The following is an 18,914-nucleotide window of genomic DNA, read 5'->3' on the forward strand; positions in this document are numbered from 1 at the left end:
GCTGAGTAAATGTGAAGAAAGTATGATTTTTTGCTTGTCAGCTAACAGAAATTTGTGATACCACTAGTGACGCAAACAATTTCGTTAGACACAACGCAACGATTAATAAACAAGATAATGACTTTTAACGCACACTCTCACACTCTGATTAGCCTGATTATTGTGGTCCTGATTGGTACCGCACGGGGGCATGTGGGCGTTAAATAACCACAAGATTTTAAAAACCCCCGCACTGAAAAGTCCGGGGGTTTTTTTACAAACTCATATTAGTAATTTGATAGTGATCACTCATTGAAGGCCAACTGGCTGAGATGACAGGAAGAATGGAGCACAACATGTGCAAGCGAACGACAAATCGTCACGATAAGCGTGGCACTCAAGGAGGCTATAATGACAGGTGCTGAATTAGTTGTAGCCGCATTGAAGCAGCAAGGTATTGAGACCGTGTTTGGTTACCCTGGGGGAGCCATCATGCCAATCTACGATGCCTTGTATGACGGTGGTGTGGAACATATCCTTTGCCGACACGAACAAGGCGCTGCAATGGCAGCCATCGGAATGGCAAGAGCCACCAAAGATGTTGCTGTTTGCATGGCAACCTCAGGCCCCGGAGCCACCAACCTTGTTACCGGCCTTGCCGACGCTTTCCCTTGATTCTATCCCTCTCGTTGCTATCACTGGCCAAGTTGCTAGTTCACATATCGGTACTGATGCCTTCCAAGAAATGGATGTGATCGGTATGTCTCTCTCGTGTACCAAACACAGCTACCTCGTGACTGACATCAACGAACTCGCTCCCACTCTAGCCGAAGCATTTGAAGTTGCTAAAACAGGCAGACCTGGTCCTGTCATCGTTGATATCGCCAAAGATGTCCAACTTGCTAATGCTCCGGTGGACGTGCTTCCTCCATTTACACCACCTGCAATCCCGGTTGCTGATGAGCAGCAGGTAAAACGCGCGCAGCAGTTGCTTGATGAAAGCTCTCGTCCGGTGCTGTATGTCGGTGGTGGTGTTCAGCTTGCCAATGCGACCGAGTCGGTTCGCGAGTTCCTTCGCATCAACCCAATGCCAAGCGTCAGCACGCTAAAAGGTCTTGGTACGATTGACCGCCACGACCCTCACTATCTAGGCATGCTTGGTATGCACGGCACCAAAGCCGCGAACTTGGTGGTGCAAGAGTGTGACCTGCTCATCGTAGTCGGCGCACGCTTTGACGACCGCGTGACCGGTAAGCTAGATACGTTTGCACCGCACGCGAAGGTGATTCACATCGATATCGATGCGGCAGAATTCAATAAGCTTCGCGAGGCACATGCGGCGCTACGTGGTGACATCAATGCGATCTTGCCTCAGCTTGAGCTATCAAAAGACATCAACGCATGGGCGCATCACAGTGAAAGCCTGCGCAGCGGCTTCAAATGGCGCTATGACCACCCAGGTGATCTGATTTTTGCCCCGCTGCTGCTAAAACAGCTGTCGGACATGATGCCTGAGAATTCCATCGTCTCTACCGACGTTGGTCAGCATCAGATGTGGGCTGCTCAGCACATTCAACCAAGACTGCCTGAGAACTTTATTACCTCAGCGGGTCTCGGCACTATGGGCTTTGGTCTGCCTGCGGCGATGGGCGCGGCAGTTGGGCGTCCTGATGACCAATCAGTGCTGATTACCGGTGACGGCTCATTCATGATGAACGTTCAAGAGCTCGGTACACTTAAACGCCGCCAGATCCCAGTGAAAATTGTACTGTTAAATAACCAACGTCTTGGTATGGTAAGACAGTGGCAGTCACTGTTCTTCGACGGCAGACATAGTGAAACGATTCTGGATGACAACCCAGATTTCGTCATGCTTGCTAAAGCCTTTGATATTCCAGGCAAGACCATCACGCGCAAAGAAGAAGTCGAGCCAGCACTGAAAGAGATGCTGGAGTCAAAGACCTCTTACATGCTGCACGTGCTGATCGATGAAGAAGAAAACGTATGGCCTTTGGTTCCACCAGGTGCCTCAAATAGTGACATGTTGGAGAATACCTAATGGACAGATATCTACTAGACATCAAAGCCGATGACAAACCTGTCTTGCTTGAGCGCGTATTGCGCGTGATTCGCCACCGTGGCTTTATCATCAAACAAGTGGCCGCCACTCAAAACCATGAGAGTAAGATTGCCAGTGTTGAGATCATCGTAGACAGCGATCGCCCGATCACTACCTTGATCAACCAGATTGAAAAGCTTTGGGATATTCGTACCGTCGAGGTAACAGAGCTTAAACACAACGAACTGACCAATCACAACCTACAAGAACAAAGTGCATAAGGAAGGAATGCTAAATGGCTAAAAGTACAGCAGATTTTATTTGGTTTAATGGTGAGATGGTTCCATGGGCAGAGGCGAATGTACACGTCTTAACCCACGCAATGCACTATGGCACATCGGTTTTTGAAGGGGTTCGCTGTTACAACACGCCAAAAGGGCCTGTGGTATTCCGTCACCCTGAGCACGCTAAACGTCTAAAAGATTCTGCAAAAATTTATCGCTTCCCAATTCCTTTTACCGAAGAAGAAATCATGGAGGCGACGCGCGAAACGCTACGTCAAAACAAGCTGGAGTCCGCGTATATCCGTCCACTTGGCTTTGTTGGTAATGTCGGCCTAGGTGTTTGTCCACCAGAAGGTACGGTGATGGACCTTATCATCGCTGCTTTCCCATGGGGCTCTTACCTAGGTGAAGAAGCACTAGCAAACGGTGTAGATGCGATGATTTCTAGCTGGAACCGCGCCGCACCTAACACGATTCCGACGGCTGCGAAAGCCGGTGGTAACTACCTATCATCGCTTCTTGTTGGCGGTGAAGCCCGTCGTCATGGTTATGATGAAGGCATCGCACTGAGCGTTGACGGTTACCTATCAGAAGGCGCAGGTGAAAACATTTTTGTGGTCAAAGATGGCGTGATTACGACGCCACCAGCCACCAGCGCTATTCTTCCTGGTATTACCCGTGACTCTATCATGACGCTAGCAAAAGACATGGGCTATGAAGTGCGTGAAGCCAACATTGCTCGTGAAGCGCTTTACCTTGCCGATGAAGTGTTCATGACAGGTACGGCGGCGGAAATCGTTCCGGTTCGCACTATCGACAAAATTGAAGTAGGCGAAGGCAAACGCGGCCCAATCACCAAAGTGATGCAAGACGCGTACTTCGGTCTATTCAACGGCACCACTGAAGATAAGTGGGGCTGGTTGGACTACGTCTACCCACAAGATAACCAGTAAGCACCAAGTAAATTTAAGGAAGTATTACAATGCCAAAATATCGTTCTGCCACCACAACTCATGGTCGCAACATGGCTGGTGCGCGTGCTCTATGGCGCGCAACTGGCGTTAAAGAAGAAGACTTCGGTAAGCCAATCATTGCCGTTGTGAACTCGTTCACTCAGTTTGTTCCAGGTCACGTACACCTGAAAGATCTTGGTCAGCTCGTCGCTCGCGAGATCGAAGAAGCGGGCGGCATCGCAAAAGAATTCAACACCATAGCTGTAGATGACGGTATCGCAATGGGTCACGGCGGCATGCTGTACTCACTGCCATCACGTGAGCTCATCGCTGACTCAGTAGAGTACATGGTGAATGCACACTGTGCGGATGCAATGGTATGTATCTCAAACTGCGACAAGATCACCCCGGGAATGCTCATGGCTTCCATGCGCCTTAACATCCCTGTGATCTTTGTGTCTGGCGGCCCAATGGAAGCGGGTAAAACTAAGCTCTCTGATCAGATCATCAAGCTTGATCTGGTGGATGCGATGATCCAAGGCGCCGATCCAACGGTTTCTGATGAGCAAAGTGAGCAAGTCGAGCGCTCTGCATGCCCTACTTGTGGCTCTTGCTCTGGTATGTTTACCGCTAACTCAATGAACTGCCTAACCGAAGCGCTGGGTCTGTCTCAGCCAGGTAACGGCTCTCTACTTGCCACGCACGCCGATCGTGAAGTCCTGTTTAAGAATGCAGGTAAGCGCATTGTTGACCTCACCAAGCGCTACTACGAGCAAGATGATGCGTCGGCCCTGCCACGTAATATCGCCAGCAAAGAAGCATTCGAAAACGCAATGGCTTTAGATATTGCTATGGGCGGCTCAACCAACACAGTTCTTCACCTACTTGCCGCGGCACAAGAGGGCGACGTCGACTTTGATATGGAAGATATCGATCAGATGTCTCGCCGCGTGCCAAACCTTTGTAAGGTAGCGCCATCAACGCCTAAGTATCACATGGAAGACGTACACCGCGCAGGTGGTGTTATCGGTATCCTAGGTGAGCTTAACCGCGCAGGTCTATTGAACAACCAAACCAAAACGGTACTTGGTCTGACAATGGAAGAGCAGTTGTCTCAGTACGACATCATGCTGACGGATTCGGAAGAAGTGAAATCCTTCTACCGCGCAGGCCCTGCGGGCATTCGTACTACTCAAGCCTTCTCACAAGATTGTCGCTGGGACACTCTTGATGACGACCGTGAAAACGGTTGTATCCGCACTAAAGAAAATGCGTACAGCCAAGACGGCGGTCTTGCGGTACTAAAAGGCAACATCGCACTGGATGGCTGTATCGTTAAGACGGCAGGCGTGGATGAAAGCATCCTTAAGTTCCAAGGCCCTGCGGTGGTATTCGAAAGCCAAGAAGATGCGGTAGATGGCATCCTAGGCGGCAAAGTGAAAGCCGGTGATGTCGTAGTTATCCGCTACGAAGGTCCAAAAGGCGGTCCGGGCATGCAAGAGATGCTATACCCAACGACTTACCTTAAATCTATGGGTCTAGGTAAAGAGTGTGCGCTACTGACTGACGGCCGCTTCTCTGGCGGTACATCGGGCCTTTCTATCGGTCACGCCTCTCCGGAAGCGGCTAATGGCGGTACCATTGGTTTGGTGAAAGATGGCGATATGATCAATATCGATATTCCAAATCGTGAGATCACGCTTGTTGTTTCTGAAGACGAGCTAACCGCTCGCCGTGCAGAGCAAGACAAGCTTGGCTGGAAACCAGCTGATCGTGAACGTACGGTTTCTCTAGCATTGAAAGCCTACGCTAATCTAGCCACCAGCGCTGACAAAGGCGCGGTACGTGATAAGTCCAAACTCGAGGGCTAATCATGAGTGACGTAGATAATCATCCCGTATCTGGCGCAGATTATCTGCGTCAGGTTCTCAGAGCACCTGTGTATGAAGTGGCGACTGTATCGCCGCTTCAAGATATGCCAAGACTCGGCGCTCGCATCGGAAACCAAGTCCAAATCAAGCGTGAAGACAGACAGCCTGTACACTCGTTCAAGCTTCGCGGCGCCTACAACATGGTGGCAAACCTTAGCGATGAACAAAAGCGTGCAGGTGTGATTGCTGCTTCGGCGGGTAACCACGCTCAAGGCATGGCGCTGTCCGGCACCAAGCTAGGCATCAATACCACGATCGTAATGCCGAAAACGACACCAGACATCAAGGTAGAAGCGGTACGCGGCTTTGGTGGCAACGTGGTGCTTCACGGCAGCAACTTTGATGAGGCGAAAGCAGAAGCCGAGCGTCTATCAAAAGAGCATGGTTATACCTTTGTACCCCCTTTCGATCATCCTTTGGTGATTGCAGGACAAGGCACCATCGGTATGGAAATGCTGCAGCAAAATGGTCATCTTGATTACATCTTTGTCCCTGTAGGCGGCGGTGGTCTGGCGGCAGGTGTCGCCGTGCTGGTTAAGCAGCTTATGCCTGAAATCAAAGTGATTGCGGTTGAGCCTGAAGACTCTGCTTGTCTAAAAGCCGCATTAGATGCGGGTGAGCCCGTCGTCCTTGACCAAGTGAGCATGTTTGCTGATGGCGTAGCGGTGAAGATCATCGGTAACGAAACCTTTAGGCTGTGTCAGCAGTACATTGATGGTCACATTACCGTGTCTAGCGATGAGATCTGCTCTGCGGTGAAAGATATCTTTGAAGATACCCGTGCTATTGCGGAGCCATCTGGTGCGCTCGCGCTCGCAGGCCTCAAGAAGTTTGCTGAGAAGCATCAGCTTAAAAACAAACAACTTGGTACTGTGCTTTCTGGTGCAAACACCAACTTCCACGGTCTTCGCTACGTCTCTGAACGCTGTGAACTAGGTGAAAAACGTGAGGGCTTACTCGCAGTGACGATCCCAGAACGCCAAGGGGCTTTCTTTGAGTTCTGCAATATCATTGGTGGGCGTGCCGTTACTGAGTTTAACTACCGTTACAACGATGATGAGCTAGCAAACATCTTCGTTGGTGTGAGACTGGTGGGCGGACAGGATGAGCTCGATGGCATCATCAGTGATCTACGAACCGGTGGCTATCCTGTCGCTGATCTCTCTGATGATGAGATGGCGAAACTGCACATTCGTTACATGATAGGCGGTAAGCCATCGAAGCAGCTTAAAGAGCGTTTATACAGCTTTGAGTTCCCTGAATACCCGGGTGCCCTGCTTAAGTTCTTGAGCACGTTAGGCACGCACTGGAACATCAGTCTGTTTAACTACCGTAACCATGGTGCCGATTATGGTCGTGTGTTGTGTGGGTTTGAGCTTGAAGATAGCGATCTTAGCGAGTTCTCTACGCACCTTCGAGAACTTGGCTACCAATGTAAAGATGAAACGGACAACCCGTCCTATAAGTTCTTCTTATCTTAAAATAAAACACCCCGTTATGGGGTGTTTTTGTATCCGTTGCAAATAACCTTACTGGCTTTCAACCAACTCAAGCTCCGGTGATTTAGCCTCACTGTACTGGCGATAATTCACGACGCGATCCCTGCCCTGCTCTTTCGCCATATAGAGCGCTTTATCTGCCATCTTAACCAGCCCCTCGATATCGGAAGACGGCTCAGGGTAAGTCGACACCCCAATGGAGACGCTTAACTGGCCCAGCGATAGCCCTTTGTGTTCAAGGTGCATAGTACGTATCTGAGTCACGATATTGTCGGCATACTCCGTCGCTTCATCCATATCACTGTGTGGCAAAATCACCGCCAGCTCTTCCCCACCCAAACGGCAAGCAATTTCATCATCAGAGACGGTGCGTTTTAGCATCGCACTGATCTCTTTGAGCACGTAGTCACCAGCATCATGACCGAAGTTGTCGTTAAATCGCTTGAAGTGGTCGAGATCCAGCATCAACAGAGATAGCGACTCCGTGCTGGTCGCCGAGTTATTCACATGTTCTGTGAGCTTCTGCTCGAAGAAGCGGCGGTTGTAGAGTCCCGTTAATGGATCGCTAAGAGCTTGCGAACGCAGCTTCTCTTGCAAGCTCAGGTTAGCCAGTGCCAACCCTAAGTGCTCGGCAACGCTATAGGCAAGCTGTGTTGTGATCTCATCAACCTCTATCTCTCCTTGACCAAAATAGAGATGCATAATACCAATGGTATTACCATGTGCGGTCAAAGGAATACACAGGGTTTGGTTCTGATCGATCGATGCCATATGCTCGCAAGAGAGATTATGGAAGGTCTCAATCGACAGATGACTTCGACCTTTGCGCAGCGACCAACATTCGTCGGGCGCAAAGCTGCGACTTCCCGGCCATGCATCACCCCAATCCAATTGCGTCACCAACTGGTTTCGAGAAGATCGCATCAACGAGATACTGCCGTTTACCTTACCGAGAATGCGCGGCACGATATCCTCAACCACACGCTGTGCTTCAATCAGGTTATTACATGCAGCAAGCATATTGGCGAGGCGATGCATGAGCTCAATTTCTAAGGTGCGTTGGCGAATTCGCTCATCTTGTTTCTGTTTCTCTGCGGTCACGCTGAGGATGATTTGTCGATGACTCCAGACAGAGGTAGTGATAAGAATCGCTAAACTCAGTAGCGCTAATCCGATTAAGATGCCCATCAATTGATAGGTAATGCTTTTTAAGTGGTGCATTGGAACGGCAAGCACAATCACGTAGTCTTGATCGCCGACGTACATCTTGCGCGCCGAGTAGAACATGTCGACTGACAACACTGAGCTAAAGCGGACATCTTCACCAACACCTGTTTCCCATGCCTTGATGAACTCTGGGCGGTCTGCGTGGTTATCGAGATCCACCAGCGCTCTGTCCGACAGCGCCGTGTCCCCCACAACCGTACCAAAACCATTAATCACCTGAATTCGCGCGTCAGCATCGGCTTGAGTGAGATCGCCGATGTAGTCATCAATCGTCTGACTGCTGACAAAGCTTGGTGCATCTTCTTGAATTTCATAGATAACATCCGCAAGCAACGATTCTGTAGTTCGCCTTACGGAGTCATGGATGGATTTCTCGAATGTGATATAAAAACCGTACAACCCAACCAGCATACATACTGATAGCGCTATGACTGGCAGCATCTGCCACTTCTTATCAATCAGCTTAGACATACAACAACGCTACTTTTACCGAACACCATATTAACAGTTTTCAAAATAGCGTCATTTTTAATCAAGAGCAACGATTAGATGATATTTATGCCGATTGCAGCCAGTCACGATAGAGCTGCTGCTCATCGCCCAGATAATCCACCATCCACTCAAGGAGCTTATGGTTATCATGTTTTCGCCACACCATGCAGCATTCACTCGATAGCTTAGCGTCCAGCAATACACGCTCAACCAAAAGACCTTGGCGAACCAAAGGCTCAGCAATATGGCTGGGCATGTAGCCAATTCCTACATTGCTTTTCAAACACTCAATCGCAGTGAACCAGTTAGGAAGCAACAAGCGTCGCTGCTGCGGAAAGTGTTCTGTGTGACGTTTTGGCAATTCACGCGAGGTATCATCAATGCAAATGGCAGGATATTGGCTGACTAGAGTTTCATCCAGCGTGTCTGCTAGTGCGCACGGATGCGTCGGCGACATCACCAGAGCCCAGTCTAGACTACCAATCTTCTTAACCCCATATTCGCCACTAACAGGAATTGCAGATGTCGCGCCAATCACAATATCGGCACGCTCCTGTGAGATAGCCTCCCAAGCCCCATTGTACACTTCCATGTTGATCTGCAGCTCAGCAAACTCAAACTCGCGATAAAAGTCTTCGATGAGATCCGACAGCTTGTCGACCTTAACGATATTATCTAGGGTCAGCTTTAAGCTACTTTGCCAGCCCTGAGCTGCACGGCGGGTTTGATGAGTCAGTTCATCCATGCGGCGCAGCATTTGGCGAGCTTCCAATATGAACACCTCGCCGGCAGGCGTCAGCTCTACCTTGCGTGGTAAACGGGTGAACAGCTGCACGCCAAGTTCTTGCTCTATCTGACGCACGCTATAGCTGATCGCAGAAGGGACTTTGTGCAGCACTTCTGCTGCTGCGCTAAAACTGCCTAAATGTGCGACCGCATCGAGCATTTCTAATGAAGAACGTGAGTACATAACTAGCTTTCAAATTTTTTGATAGATGACCACAAAATATAGCGTTTTATTTTTGTTTTATCCAAAAATAGAATACACCCCATCAGCAGTATGGGCTGGCGCCAATCCATTCCTGTGAAAATATTTCAAGGAATAACAATGAAAATCTCTAAACTTCAACTTGTCTACTTATCCGCATTGTCCATGTTGGGCTTTATCGCCACGGATATGTATTTGCCGGCGTTTAAACTTATCGAGCAGGACTTTGCCACTGGGCCCGAGCAAATCGCGCTATCACTGACGGTATTTCTTGTTGGTATGGGGCTGGGTCAATTTGTATGGGGGCTGGCGAGTGATCGCTTTGGTCATCGTAAAACGCTGTTTGCCGGACTCACTATCTTTACTGTCGCGTCATTTGGTCTGGCTTGGAGCGAACAGGTATGGCAGCTGCTATCGCTGCGTCTGCTGCAGGCGATTGGCGTCTGTGCACCCGCTGTTATCTGGCAATCTATGGTTATCGATAAATTTGATAAGAAAACCAGCCAACAGATTTTTGCCACCATTATGCCGCTCGTCGCGCTATCTCCAGCACTCGCGCCACAGCTTGGTGTCTTGCTAACAGAAATGTGGGGCTGGCACAGCATTTTCGTGGTGCTTGCGATCACAGGTGCGCTACTGGCAATGATCACTCTATCACTTAACGATCATCCAAAATCCATCGAGCAACGATCGTCCATTGGCGCCGATCTTAAGAGTTTGTTTGGATCAAGAGAGTACATGGGCAATGTGATCATGTACGGGGTGGCATCGGCGGCATTCTTTGCTTACCTAACCGGTATGCCAGAAATCATGAGCCAGCTTGGCTACTCAGCGAAAGACATTGGTCTTAGCTTTATCCCGCAAACCGTGGCCTTTATGGTTGGTGGCTATGCAGGTAAAAAGCTGGTGGCAAAACTGGGTGATGACGCCGTACTTAAGCAGCTTCTTGGCTTAGAAACGGTGGCGATTTTGATGGTGTTTGTGGCGTGTCAGTGGGAGCTTAGCAGCGTATGGCCAATCCTATTACCATTCTGTTTGTTAGCTGTCGCCAATGGTGCGCTCTACCCAATCGTGGTGAACCGAGCACTATCAAGCGCAGCGCACTGCTCAGCAACGGCTGCAGGTCTGCAAAATAGCCTACAGATAGGGGTAAGCAGCCTAGCCAGTGCCATTGTGGCTGCGTTTGCGGTAATGGCGCAGTCTGCAGTTGGCTACGTCATTCTTGGCTGCTTGGCAGTCATGTGGATTGGTTATCTGATTGCTAACCCAGCGGTCACCGAGGAGCTAACGATTCCTGATAACTCTCGCGTCGTTAGCGACGAATAAAGACAAAAAAGGGCGACCTCGCACAGTATGCAGGTCGCCCTTTCTACTTATCGACTGTACTTATTATCGACAGTGCTTACAGACTTTTCAGTCCCCATTTCTCTGCCGTCGCGTCAAAGAAGCCCTGAGTCTTCTTAAGCTCTACCCAGTGGTTTACGTAGTTAATCCATACTTGGTCTTTTTGCGGTAGCAGCATAGAGATTGGCGTTGGCTTACGAGGCTCTTCTACTGGCACTATCGCCAATTGCTTAAACTTGGTCACCAAGGTGGCCGCTTCAACGTTTGAAGTCACAGAGACATCAGCTCGGCGAGCTAAGAGCTCTTGGAAGTCACGCGCTGGCGCTTCAATCACGATGTGCTCGGCATCAGGGAAGAAATCTTTGACCATCTTCTCTTGCACTGTACCTAGTGTCGCTGCCACCTTAACTTCAGGCTTGTTGAAGTCTGCCCAATCAGCGTACTTCTCAAGGTCTTTCTTTTGCACTACTGGTACAAAAGCTAAGTAGAAATACGGTTGGCTGTACCCTGCTACCTTAGCGCGGGACATGTTAAGTGACGCGCTTCCCGTGATATCGTATTTGTTGGCGGTAATACCGTTAACCAATGTCTTCCAATCGGTCGCCACATACTCAACCTTGACGCCAAGATCTTTGGCAAGCTCAGTAGTCACATCAATATCAAATCCACGATAAGAGTTGGTCGCCGGATCTTTCATGGTCATCGGGTTCCAGTCTCCCGTGGTTCCGACCCTAAGCACACCTGAGTCTAAGATCTTTTGTAGACGACTGGTTTCCGCCGCTACCTGACCGATAGAAAGAAAAGTAATAATAAAACCCAGAATCCACTTCTTCATTGAATAGTCCCTAAAATTATTAAACATTCGTGGTACATCCTTGATAACATAGCAGTAACAGATGGATTTTTCAGGAATATTTAGGGACGATTGTGAGCTATCGATTACTTGCTGCTGTTTTGTGCCTACCACTACTAAGTGGTTGTTCTGATTACGAGTGGGGCTGGTATGTGCTCGACCCCTCCACCGAACAAGGGAAAACCAACCTCGGCTTCTTATTGGCAGGTTTTAAGGACACTATCTATGTGTCGCTGCTCAGTATGGTATTTGCCATGCTGTTGGGTCTACTTGTTGCCTTTCCAGCGCTTTCCGACAAACCTTGGCTGCGCACGATAAACCGCGTCTATGTTGAGGTAATACGCTCCATTCCAGTGCTGGTATTGCTGCTCTGGGTCTACTACGGCATGCCCACACTGCTTGACGTTTCACTTAACCATTTCTGGGCTGGCGTGATAGCACTGACTATCGCTGAGAGTGCTTTTATGGCTGAGGTGTTTCGTGGCGGTATTCAAGCCGTGACTCGTGGTCAACATGAAGCGGCAGAATCGTTAGGGCTCAACTATTGGCAGAAAATGCGCTTGGTTATTTTGCCTCAGGCGTTTAGGCAGATACTGCCGCCGCTGGGGAACCAGTTTGTCTACATTCTAAAGATGTCTTCATTGGTGAGTGTCATTGGCTTGAGCGACTTAACTAGGCGTGCCAATGAGCTGGTGGTTAACGAGTACTTACCATTAGAGATCTATACCTTCCTGGTACTGGAGTATTTGGTGCTGATTCTGCTGGTTTCTCAGGCCGTTCGCTGGTTAGAAAAACGGATTGCAATTCCGAGTCATTAACCACCAGCACGGCATGCTACAAGGCCTAAGCAAAGCATCAGAAACCAAAAAGGGTCTCAATGAGACCCTTTTCACGATGAGAATGTAATCGTGATTACTTTTTCTTTACTGGGCGCTGCCAGCCTGTGATTTTGCGCTCTTTAGCGCGAGTGATCACTAACTCACCTTCTGCTACGTCTTTGGTTAGGGTAGTACCCGCACCAATCGTTGCGCCATCAGCAATCGTCACCGGCGCCACCAACTGGCTATCTGAGCCAACGAACACATCGTTACCGATAATGGTCTTAAACTTGTTCGCGCCATCGTAGTTACAGGTAATAACACCGGCCCCAACGTTAGTACGCTGACCGATCTCTGCATCGCCAAGATACGTAAGGTGGTTCGCTTTAGAGCCTTCGCCTAGGCGAGCATTTTTCACCTCAACGAAGTTACCCACATGAGAGTCATTGCGCATGTCAGCACCAGGACGTAGGCGAGTGAATGGACCTACGGTACATTGTTCACCAACCGTTGCGCCTTCAATCACGCTGTATGGGCGTACAATCGTGTTGTCATCGATTTCACAGTCTTTCAGCACACAGCCGGCACCAATCACTACGTTATCGCCTAGCGTTACGCTACCTTCGATGATGACGTTAGTATCGATTTCGACATCCATACCACACTGCAGCTGACCACGTAGGTCGAAGCGTGCCGGGTCACGCAGCATAACGCCCTGCTCTAGCAGCTTCTGTGCTTGCATCGATTGGAATGCACGCTCTAGACGAGCGAGCTGAGCGCGATCATTAACACCTTCAACCTCAATTGGGTTCGCTGGGTGTACCGCTTCTACTGCACGGCCTTCATCGTGCGCCGCAGCAATCACGTCTGTTAGGTAGTATTCGCCTTGAGCATTATCGTTGCTAAGGCCAGATAGCCAGCGCTTAAGATCGCCACCCGTTGCGACCATCACACCCGTGTTGATCTCTTTAATCAGCTTCTGCTCTTCAGTCGCATCTTTTTGCTCGACGATAGCAACCACTGGACCATTCTTGCGCACGATACGACCGTAACCCATTGGGTTATCCAGCACGACAGTAAGCAGTGCAATACCGCCTGTTGGCTGCGCATCTAGCAGGTTTTCAATAGTTTGTTCAGAAATCAGCGGTACATCACCGTACAGAACAAGAACCTTCTCGTCATCGGCTAGATGAGGTGACGCTTGATCCACTGCGTGACCGGTGCCAAGTTGTTCTGCCTGCAGAACCCAGTTTACGGTTTCTTGCTCAAGAGCAGATTTCATTAGGTCGCCACCGTGGCCATACACTAGGTGGATATTTTGAGATCCCAAGCCTTCGCACGTATCGATGACGTGTTTCACCATCGGCTTACCCGCTAGGGTATGCAATACTTTCGGTTTATTGGAATACATGCGGGTTCCCTTTCCCGCGGCGAGAACAACTGCACTGAACTTCATTATTATCAAACCATTGACGTTATAAAAACTGTCATCATTCTAGCGGTGAATAGCACAAGAGTTAATGTTGATAGGCAAATTTGCGATAAAAATAAGCAAAAAGGCGACCTAACGGTCGCCTTTCTCATCGCGGTTAATCTAATCGAGCTAGATTAACGACGTTTTTTTGTCAGTTCGATTACTCGAAGCTGAGCAATGGCTTTAGCCAGTTCACTGGCCGCTTGCGCGAAGTCCATGTCGCCATGCTGATTCTGGATATTTTCCTCAGCTTTGCGCTTGGCTTCTTCTGCCTTCGCTGCGTCTAGTTCTTCACCACGGATAGCCGTATCAGCCAGTACAGTCGCTGTACCAGGCTGAACTTCGACAATACCACCAGAGACATAAATGAACTCTTCGTGGCCGTGCTGTTTAACGATACGCACCATACCAGGCTGAATAGCGGTCAGCAGCGGTGTGTGACCATGGAAGATACCAAGTTCACCTTCGCTACCGGACACCTGGAACGTTTCTACGCGACCAGAGAAAAGCTTTTTCTCAGCGCTTACTACGTCTAGGTGAAAGGTTATTGCTGCCATATCGCCTCCTATTTAGCCTTATAGCTTCTTAGCATTCTCGATAGCATCGTCGATAGTACCGCAGTACATGAACGCTTGCTCTGGAATGTCATCGTAGTCACCAGCTAGTAGACCTTTGAAGCCACGTAGAGTCTCTTTAAGAGGTACGTAGATGCCAGGGTCGCCAGTAAATACTTCCGCTACGTGGTAAGGCTGAGTTAGGAAACGCTCAATCTTACGAGCACGAGATACAACTTGCTTATCTTCTTCAGATAGCTCGTCCATACCTAGGATCGCGATGATGTCTTTCAGCTCTTTATAACGCTGCAGTGTTTGCTGCACACCACGAGCTACCTCGTAGTGCTCTTGACCAACCACTAGTGGATCAAGCATACGAGATGTTGAATCTAGTGGGTCAATCGCTGGGTATAGACCCATAGCAGCGATGTTACGGTTAAGTACAACCGTCGCATCCAAGTGCGCAAACGTTGTTGCTGGAGACGGGTCAGTCAAGTCATCCGCTGGTACGTATACCGCCTGTACAGACGTGATAGAACCCGTTTTCGTTGACGTAATACGCTCCTGTAGTACACCCATCTCTTCTGCAAGAGTTGGCTGGTAACCTACCGCAGATGGCATACGACCTAGCAGTGCCGATACCTCTGTACCTGCAAGTGTGTAACGGTAGATGTTATCAACGAACAGTAGTACGTCACGACCTTCGTCACGGAACTTCTCTGCCATTGTTAGACCAGTCAGTGCAACACGTAGACGGTTGCCTGGTGGCTCGTTCATCTGACCGTAAACCATTGCTACTTTTGATTCTTCAGGCTTCTCAACGTTTACAACGCCCGCTTCCTGCATCTCAAAGTAGAAGTCGTTACCTTCACGAGTACGCTCACCTACACCCGCAAATACGGATAGGCCTGAGTGTTGTAGTGCGATGTTGTTGATAAGCTCCATCATGTTAACGGTCTTACCTACACCTGCACCACCGAATAGACCGATTTTACCACCCTTAGCGAATGGACAAACCAAGTCGATTACTTTAACACCCGTTTCTAGAAGAGCGACTTCGTTAGATTGCTCTTCGTAGCTTGGCGCTTCACGGTGAATCGCATAGCTTTCTTCTGCACCGATCTCACCACACTCGTCAATCGCATCACCAAGTACGTTCATGATACGACCAAGAGTCTTAGTACCTACTGGTACTGAGATTGGCGCACCTGTGTTCTCTACTGTTACGCCACGACGTAAACCATCAGAGCTACCCATTACGATACAACGAACTACGCCACCGCCTAGCTGTTGTTGAACTTCAAGAACAAGACGCTCTTTAGAGTCCGTTACGTTTAGAGCGTCGTATACACTTGGTACGTCACTCTGTGGGAACTCTACGTCGACTACCGCACCGATGATCTGTACGATCTTACCTGTAGCCATCGTTAATCCTCTAATCTATTTCGTTTTACCTAAGCTTAAACCGCAGCTGCGCCGCCAACGATTTCTGATAGTTCTTGTGTGATAGCCGCTTGACGCGCCTTGTTGTACACAAGCTCTAGATCATCAATCAGGTTGGTCGCATTGTCCGTTGCAGCTTTCATTGCAATCATTCGAGCCGCTTGCTCACAAGCAAGGTTCTCTACCACACCTTGATACACTTGAGATTCGATATAACGAAGCAATAGTGCGTCTAGTAGTGGTTTTGGCTCAGGCTCATAAATGTAGCCCCATGAATGTTCGCGCTGCATCTCGTCACTGTCAGATTTAGGCAGAGGTAGCAATTGATCGATCGTTGGTTCCTGAATCATAGTGTTCACAAAGTGGTTATACACTACGTACAGGCGATCCAATTCGCCTTCGTCATATTTCTTCAGCATCACGCCTACAGTACCGATTAGGTCTTCAAGACTAGGCTCATCACCCAGACCAGATACCTGTGCCGCTACTTTCGCACCGCTGTTGTTAAAGAATGCCGTTGCTTTTGAGCCAATCACAGCCAGCTCAACTTCAGCACCTTTTTGTTTCCAATCCTGCATCTCTAGGACAGCTTTTTTGAACAAGTTAATGTTCAAGCCGCCACAGAGACCACGGTCGGTAGAAATAATGACATAACCAACACGCTTGGCTTCACGCTCTTCTAGGTACGGATGTTGGTACTCTAGGTTTGCGTTAGCCAAATGACCGATCACTTTACGCATAGTTTCAGCGTATGGACGAGAAGCTTCACGCGCGTCTTGCGAACGACGCATTTTTGAAGCTGCTACCATTTCCATCGCTTTCGTAATTTTCTGAGTGCTTTTCACACTACCGATTTTATTACGTATCTCTTTTGCGCCGGCCATCGTTACTCTCCATAAGTGGTGACCATAAGGTCACCCACCAATTACCAAGTCTGAGTTGCTTTGAAATCGTCAGTCAGTTTCTTAAGCTGAGCTTCGATATCGTCGTTGTAAGCACCCGTAGTGTTGATCTCTTTAGCAAGATCAGCATATTGACTGTGAGCATACGATAGAAGCGCTGCTTCGAAGTCTAGAATCTTGTTGATTTCAACATCATCTAGGTAGCCGCGCTCAACAGCAAAGATAACTAGCGCTTGGTCAAATACAGACATAGGAGCGTATTGCTTCTGCTTCATTAGCTCTGTAACTTTTTGACCATGGCTTAGCTGACGCTTAGTTGCTTCATCTAGGTCAGATGAGAACTGTGCAAATGCCGCTAGTTCACGATAAGCCGCTAGTGCAGTACGGATACCGCCAGATAGCTTCTTAATGATCTTAGTCTGTGCTGAACCACCTACACGAGATACTGAGATACCTGGGTCAACGGCTGGGCGTACACCCGCGTTGAAGGCTTCAGTTTGTAGGAAGATCTGACCATCGGTAATCGAGATTACGTTCGTAGGTACGAACGCAGATACGTCACCCGCTTGAGTTTCGATGATAGGAAGAGCAGTCAAAGAACCAGTCTTACCTTTCACTTCACCATTAGTGAAACGCTCTACGTACTCTTCGTTTACACGAGCTGCACGCTCTAGTAGACGTGAGTGAAGGTAGAATACGTCACCTGGGAATGCCTCACGGCCTGGTGGACGTTTAAGTAGTAGAGAGATCTGACGGTAAGCTACCGCTTGCTTAGATAGATCATCATAAACAATCAGAGCGTCTTCACCGCGGTCACGGAAGTACTCACCCATTGCACAGCCAGAGTATGGCGCAAGATATTGCAGTGCAGCAGATTCAGATGCAGATGCTACAACAACGATAGTGTTTTGTAGTGCACCGTGCTCTTCCAGTTTACGCACTACGTTTGCGATTGTAGATGCCTTTTGGCCAATCGCTACGTAGATAGAGAAGATACCAGAGTCTTTCTGGTTGATGATTGCATCGATCGCCATCGCGGTTTTACCGATCTGACGGTCACCGATGATAAGCTCACGCTGACCACGACCGATAGGGATCATTGAGTCAACTGACTTATAACCAGTTTGTACTGGCTGATCAACCGATTTACGGTCGATTACACCCGGTGCAATCACTTCAACTGGTGACGTAAGTTTCGCTTCAATTGGACCTTTACCATCAATTGGCTCACCTAGCGTGTTTACAACACGACCAAGCAATTCTGGACCAACTGGTACTTCAAGAATACGACCAGTACCTGTTACTTTCATGCCTTCCTTAAGGTCAGCATATGGGCCCATTACTACCGCACCAACCGAGTCACGCTCAAGGTTAAGTGCTAGTGCATAACGGCCACCCGGTAATTCAATCATTTCACCTTGCATCACGTCCGCTAGGCCGTGAATGCGAATGATGCCATCGCTTACCGATACGATAGTACCTTCATTACGAGCTTCACTCACAACATCGAAAGATTCGATACGCTGCTTGATTAGGTCGCTAATTTCTGTGGAATTAAGTTGCATGCTCCAATCCCCATCAAGACTGCATTGCTTCACTCAGGCGGTTCAAACGACCACGTGCTGAGTTATCAATTACAAGATCTCCGGCTCGAATAATAACCCCACCAAGTAGGGTCTCATCTACACTGCAATTCAGCTTAACTTTGCGTTCAAGACGCTTTTCAAGTTTGTTGCTGATCTCAGTGCGCTGCTCTTCGGTTAGCTCAGATGCAGAAATCACGTCTACATCGATTTGCTTTTCTAGCTCTTTTTTCAGCTCTAGAAACTCAACTAACACATAAGGCAACGCGACTAGTCGACCATTTTCAGCCATAACCTTAATCAGGTTTTGACCAAATTCATCAAACTGTTCACCACCAATTGCGTTGAAAATTTCAGCCACTCGCGTCGCTGTCACAGAGCCTGAAATCAGGTCTGCAATTTCATCGTTCTTAGCGATTGCAGCGGCAAACGTTAGCATTTCGACCCACTGGTCTAGCGCTTGTTTTTCCACCGCAAAGTCAAATGCTGCTTTAGCATAGGGGCGTGCGATTGTAGTCAATTCAGACATAT

Annotated in this window: 15 protein-coding genes and 1 pseudogene; 7 read left to right on the forward strand and 9 right to left on the reverse strand. The window is 48.8% G+C overall.

Going from position 1 to position 18,914, the window contains the following annotated elements; translation table 11 throughout:
* Nucleotides 1-390 precede the first annotated feature (390 nt).
* The 5 genes and pseudogenes from ilvG to ilvA all read left to right on the forward strand — a co-directional run bounded on the left by ilvG (nt 391) and on the right by ilvA (nt 6,687).
* Nucleotides 391-2,038, forward strand: a pseudogene (gene ilvG / locus AC6I8Y_RS16470) (acetolactate synthase 2 catalytic subunit).
* Nucleotides 2,038-2,319, forward strand: a complete 282-nt coding sequence (gene ilvM, locus AC6I8Y_RS16475; protein ID WP_103881691.1) for an acetolactate synthase 2 small subunit — start codon at nt 2,038-2,040, stop codon at nt 2,317-2,319. Before ilvG ends, ilvM begins: the two are co-directional and overlap by 1 nt.
* A 14-nt stretch (nt 2,320-2,333) precedes the next feature.
* Nucleotides 2,334-3,275: a branched-chain amino acid transaminase gene (locus AC6I8Y_RS16480; protein ID WP_128649116.1), complete on the forward strand. Its 942-nt coding sequence runs from the start codon at nt 2,334-2,336 to the stop codon at nt 3,273-3,275.
* A gap of 29 nt (nt 3,276-3,304) precedes the next feature.
* Nucleotides 3,305-5,146, forward strand: coding sequence for a dihydroxy-acid dehydratase (gene ilvD, locus AC6I8Y_RS16485; RefSeq protein WP_498020578.1), 1,842 nt, complete (start codon nt 3,305-3,307; stop codon nt 5,144-5,146).
* 2 nt (nt 5,147-5,148) lie between these two features.
* On the forward strand, nt 5,149-6,687 hold the full coding sequence (ilvA, locus tag AC6I8Y_RS16490) for a threonine ammonia-lyase, biosynthetic (RefSeq protein ID WP_234494883.1): 1,539 nt from the start codon (nt 5,149-5,151) through the stop codon (nt 6,685-6,687).
* 48 nt (nt 6,688-6,735) lie between these two features.
* Here the strand turns inward: ilvA and AC6I8Y_RS16495 are convergent, their stop codons facing one another.
* Nucleotides 6,736-8,403 carry a sensor domain-containing diguanylate cyclase gene (locus AC6I8Y_RS16495; protein ID WP_498020579.1) on the reverse strand — a complete coding sequence of 556 codons (1,668 nt, stop codon included), beginning with the start codon at nt 8,401-8,403 and terminating at the stop codon, nt 6,736-6,738.
* 85 nt (nt 8,404-8,488) lie between these two features.
* Nucleotides 8,489-9,394 (reverse strand): DNA-binding transcriptional activator PunR, encoded by a 906-nt coding sequence (punR, locus tag AC6I8Y_RS16500; protein ID WP_498020580.1) that lies wholly within the window; start codon nt 9,392-9,394, stop codon nt 8,489-8,491.
* A gap of 138 nt (nt 9,395-9,532) precedes the next feature.
* Between punR and punC the strand changes: the two genes are divergently transcribed.
* Nucleotides 9,533-10,738: a purine nucleoside transporter PunC gene (gene punC / locus AC6I8Y_RS16505; protein ID WP_394154559.1), complete on the forward strand. Its 1,206-nt coding sequence runs from the start codon at nt 9,533-9,535 to the stop codon at nt 10,736-10,738.
* Between the two features lie 76 nt (nt 10,739-10,814).
* On the opposite strand, the gene AC6I8Y_RS16510 is transcribed toward punC, so the two are convergent.
* Nucleotides 10,815-11,591 (reverse strand): transporter substrate-binding domain-containing protein, encoded by a 777-nt coding sequence (locus tag AC6I8Y_RS16510; RefSeq protein ID WP_252012975.1) that lies wholly within the window; start codon nt 11,589-11,591, stop codon nt 10,815-10,817.
* Nucleotides 11,592-11,683: 92 nt separating this feature from the next.
* Between AC6I8Y_RS16510 and AC6I8Y_RS16515 the strand changes: the two genes are divergently transcribed.
* The gene (locus AC6I8Y_RS16515; protein WP_498020581.1) at nt 11,684-12,427 is read left to right on the forward strand and encodes an amino acid ABC transporter permease; all 744 of its coding nucleotides are present in this window, start codon (nt 11,684-11,686) and stop codon (nt 12,425-12,427) included.
* 94 nt (nt 12,428-12,521) lie between these two features.
* Here the strand turns inward: AC6I8Y_RS16515 and glmU are convergent, their stop codons facing one another.
* The 6 genes from glmU to atpH all read right to left on the reverse strand — a co-directional run bounded on the left by glmU (nt 12,522) and on the right by atpH (nt 18,912).
* Nucleotides 12,522-13,883 carry a bifunctional UDP-N-acetylglucosamine diphosphorylase/glucosamine-1-phosphate N-acetyltransferase GlmU gene (gene glmU / locus AC6I8Y_RS16520; protein ID WP_394154556.1) on the reverse strand — a complete coding sequence of 454 codons (1,362 nt, stop codon included), beginning with the start codon at nt 13,881-13,883 and terminating at the stop codon, nt 12,522-12,524.
* Between the two features lie 152 nt (nt 13,884-14,035).
* Nucleotides 14,036-14,458, reverse strand: coding sequence for a F0F1 ATP synthase subunit epsilon (locus AC6I8Y_RS16525; protein WP_394154554.1), 423 nt, complete (start codon nt 14,456-14,458; stop codon nt 14,036-14,038).
* A gap of 18 nt (nt 14,459-14,476) precedes the next feature.
* Nucleotides 14,477-15,880 carry a F0F1 ATP synthase subunit beta gene (atpD, locus tag AC6I8Y_RS16530; RefSeq protein ID WP_006073055.1) on the reverse strand — a complete coding sequence of 468 codons (1,404 nt, stop codon included), beginning with the start codon at nt 15,878-15,880 and terminating at the stop codon, nt 14,477-14,479.
* A gap of 35 nt (nt 15,881-15,915) precedes the next feature.
* Nucleotides 15,916-16,782 carry a F0F1 ATP synthase subunit gamma gene (gene atpG, locus AC6I8Y_RS16535; protein WP_042478116.1) on the reverse strand — a complete coding sequence of 289 codons (867 nt, stop codon included), beginning with the start codon at nt 16,780-16,782 and terminating at the stop codon, nt 15,916-15,918.
* A gap of 41 nt (nt 16,783-16,823) precedes the next feature.
* Complete coding sequence (atpA, locus tag AC6I8Y_RS16540; RefSeq protein WP_006073059.1) at nt 16,824-18,365, reverse strand: F0F1 ATP synthase subunit alpha; 1,542 nt, start codon at nt 18,363-18,365, stop codon at nt 16,824-16,826.
* A gap of 13 nt (nt 18,366-18,378) precedes the next feature.
* Entirely contained in the window at nt 18,379-18,912 is a 534-nt protein-coding gene (gene atpH, locus AC6I8Y_RS16545; protein ID WP_112460761.1) for a F0F1 ATP synthase subunit delta, read from the reverse strand.
* Nucleotides 18,913-18,914 lie beyond the last annotated feature (2 nt).

The organism is Vibrio sp. KUL78 (assembly GCF_059725505.1).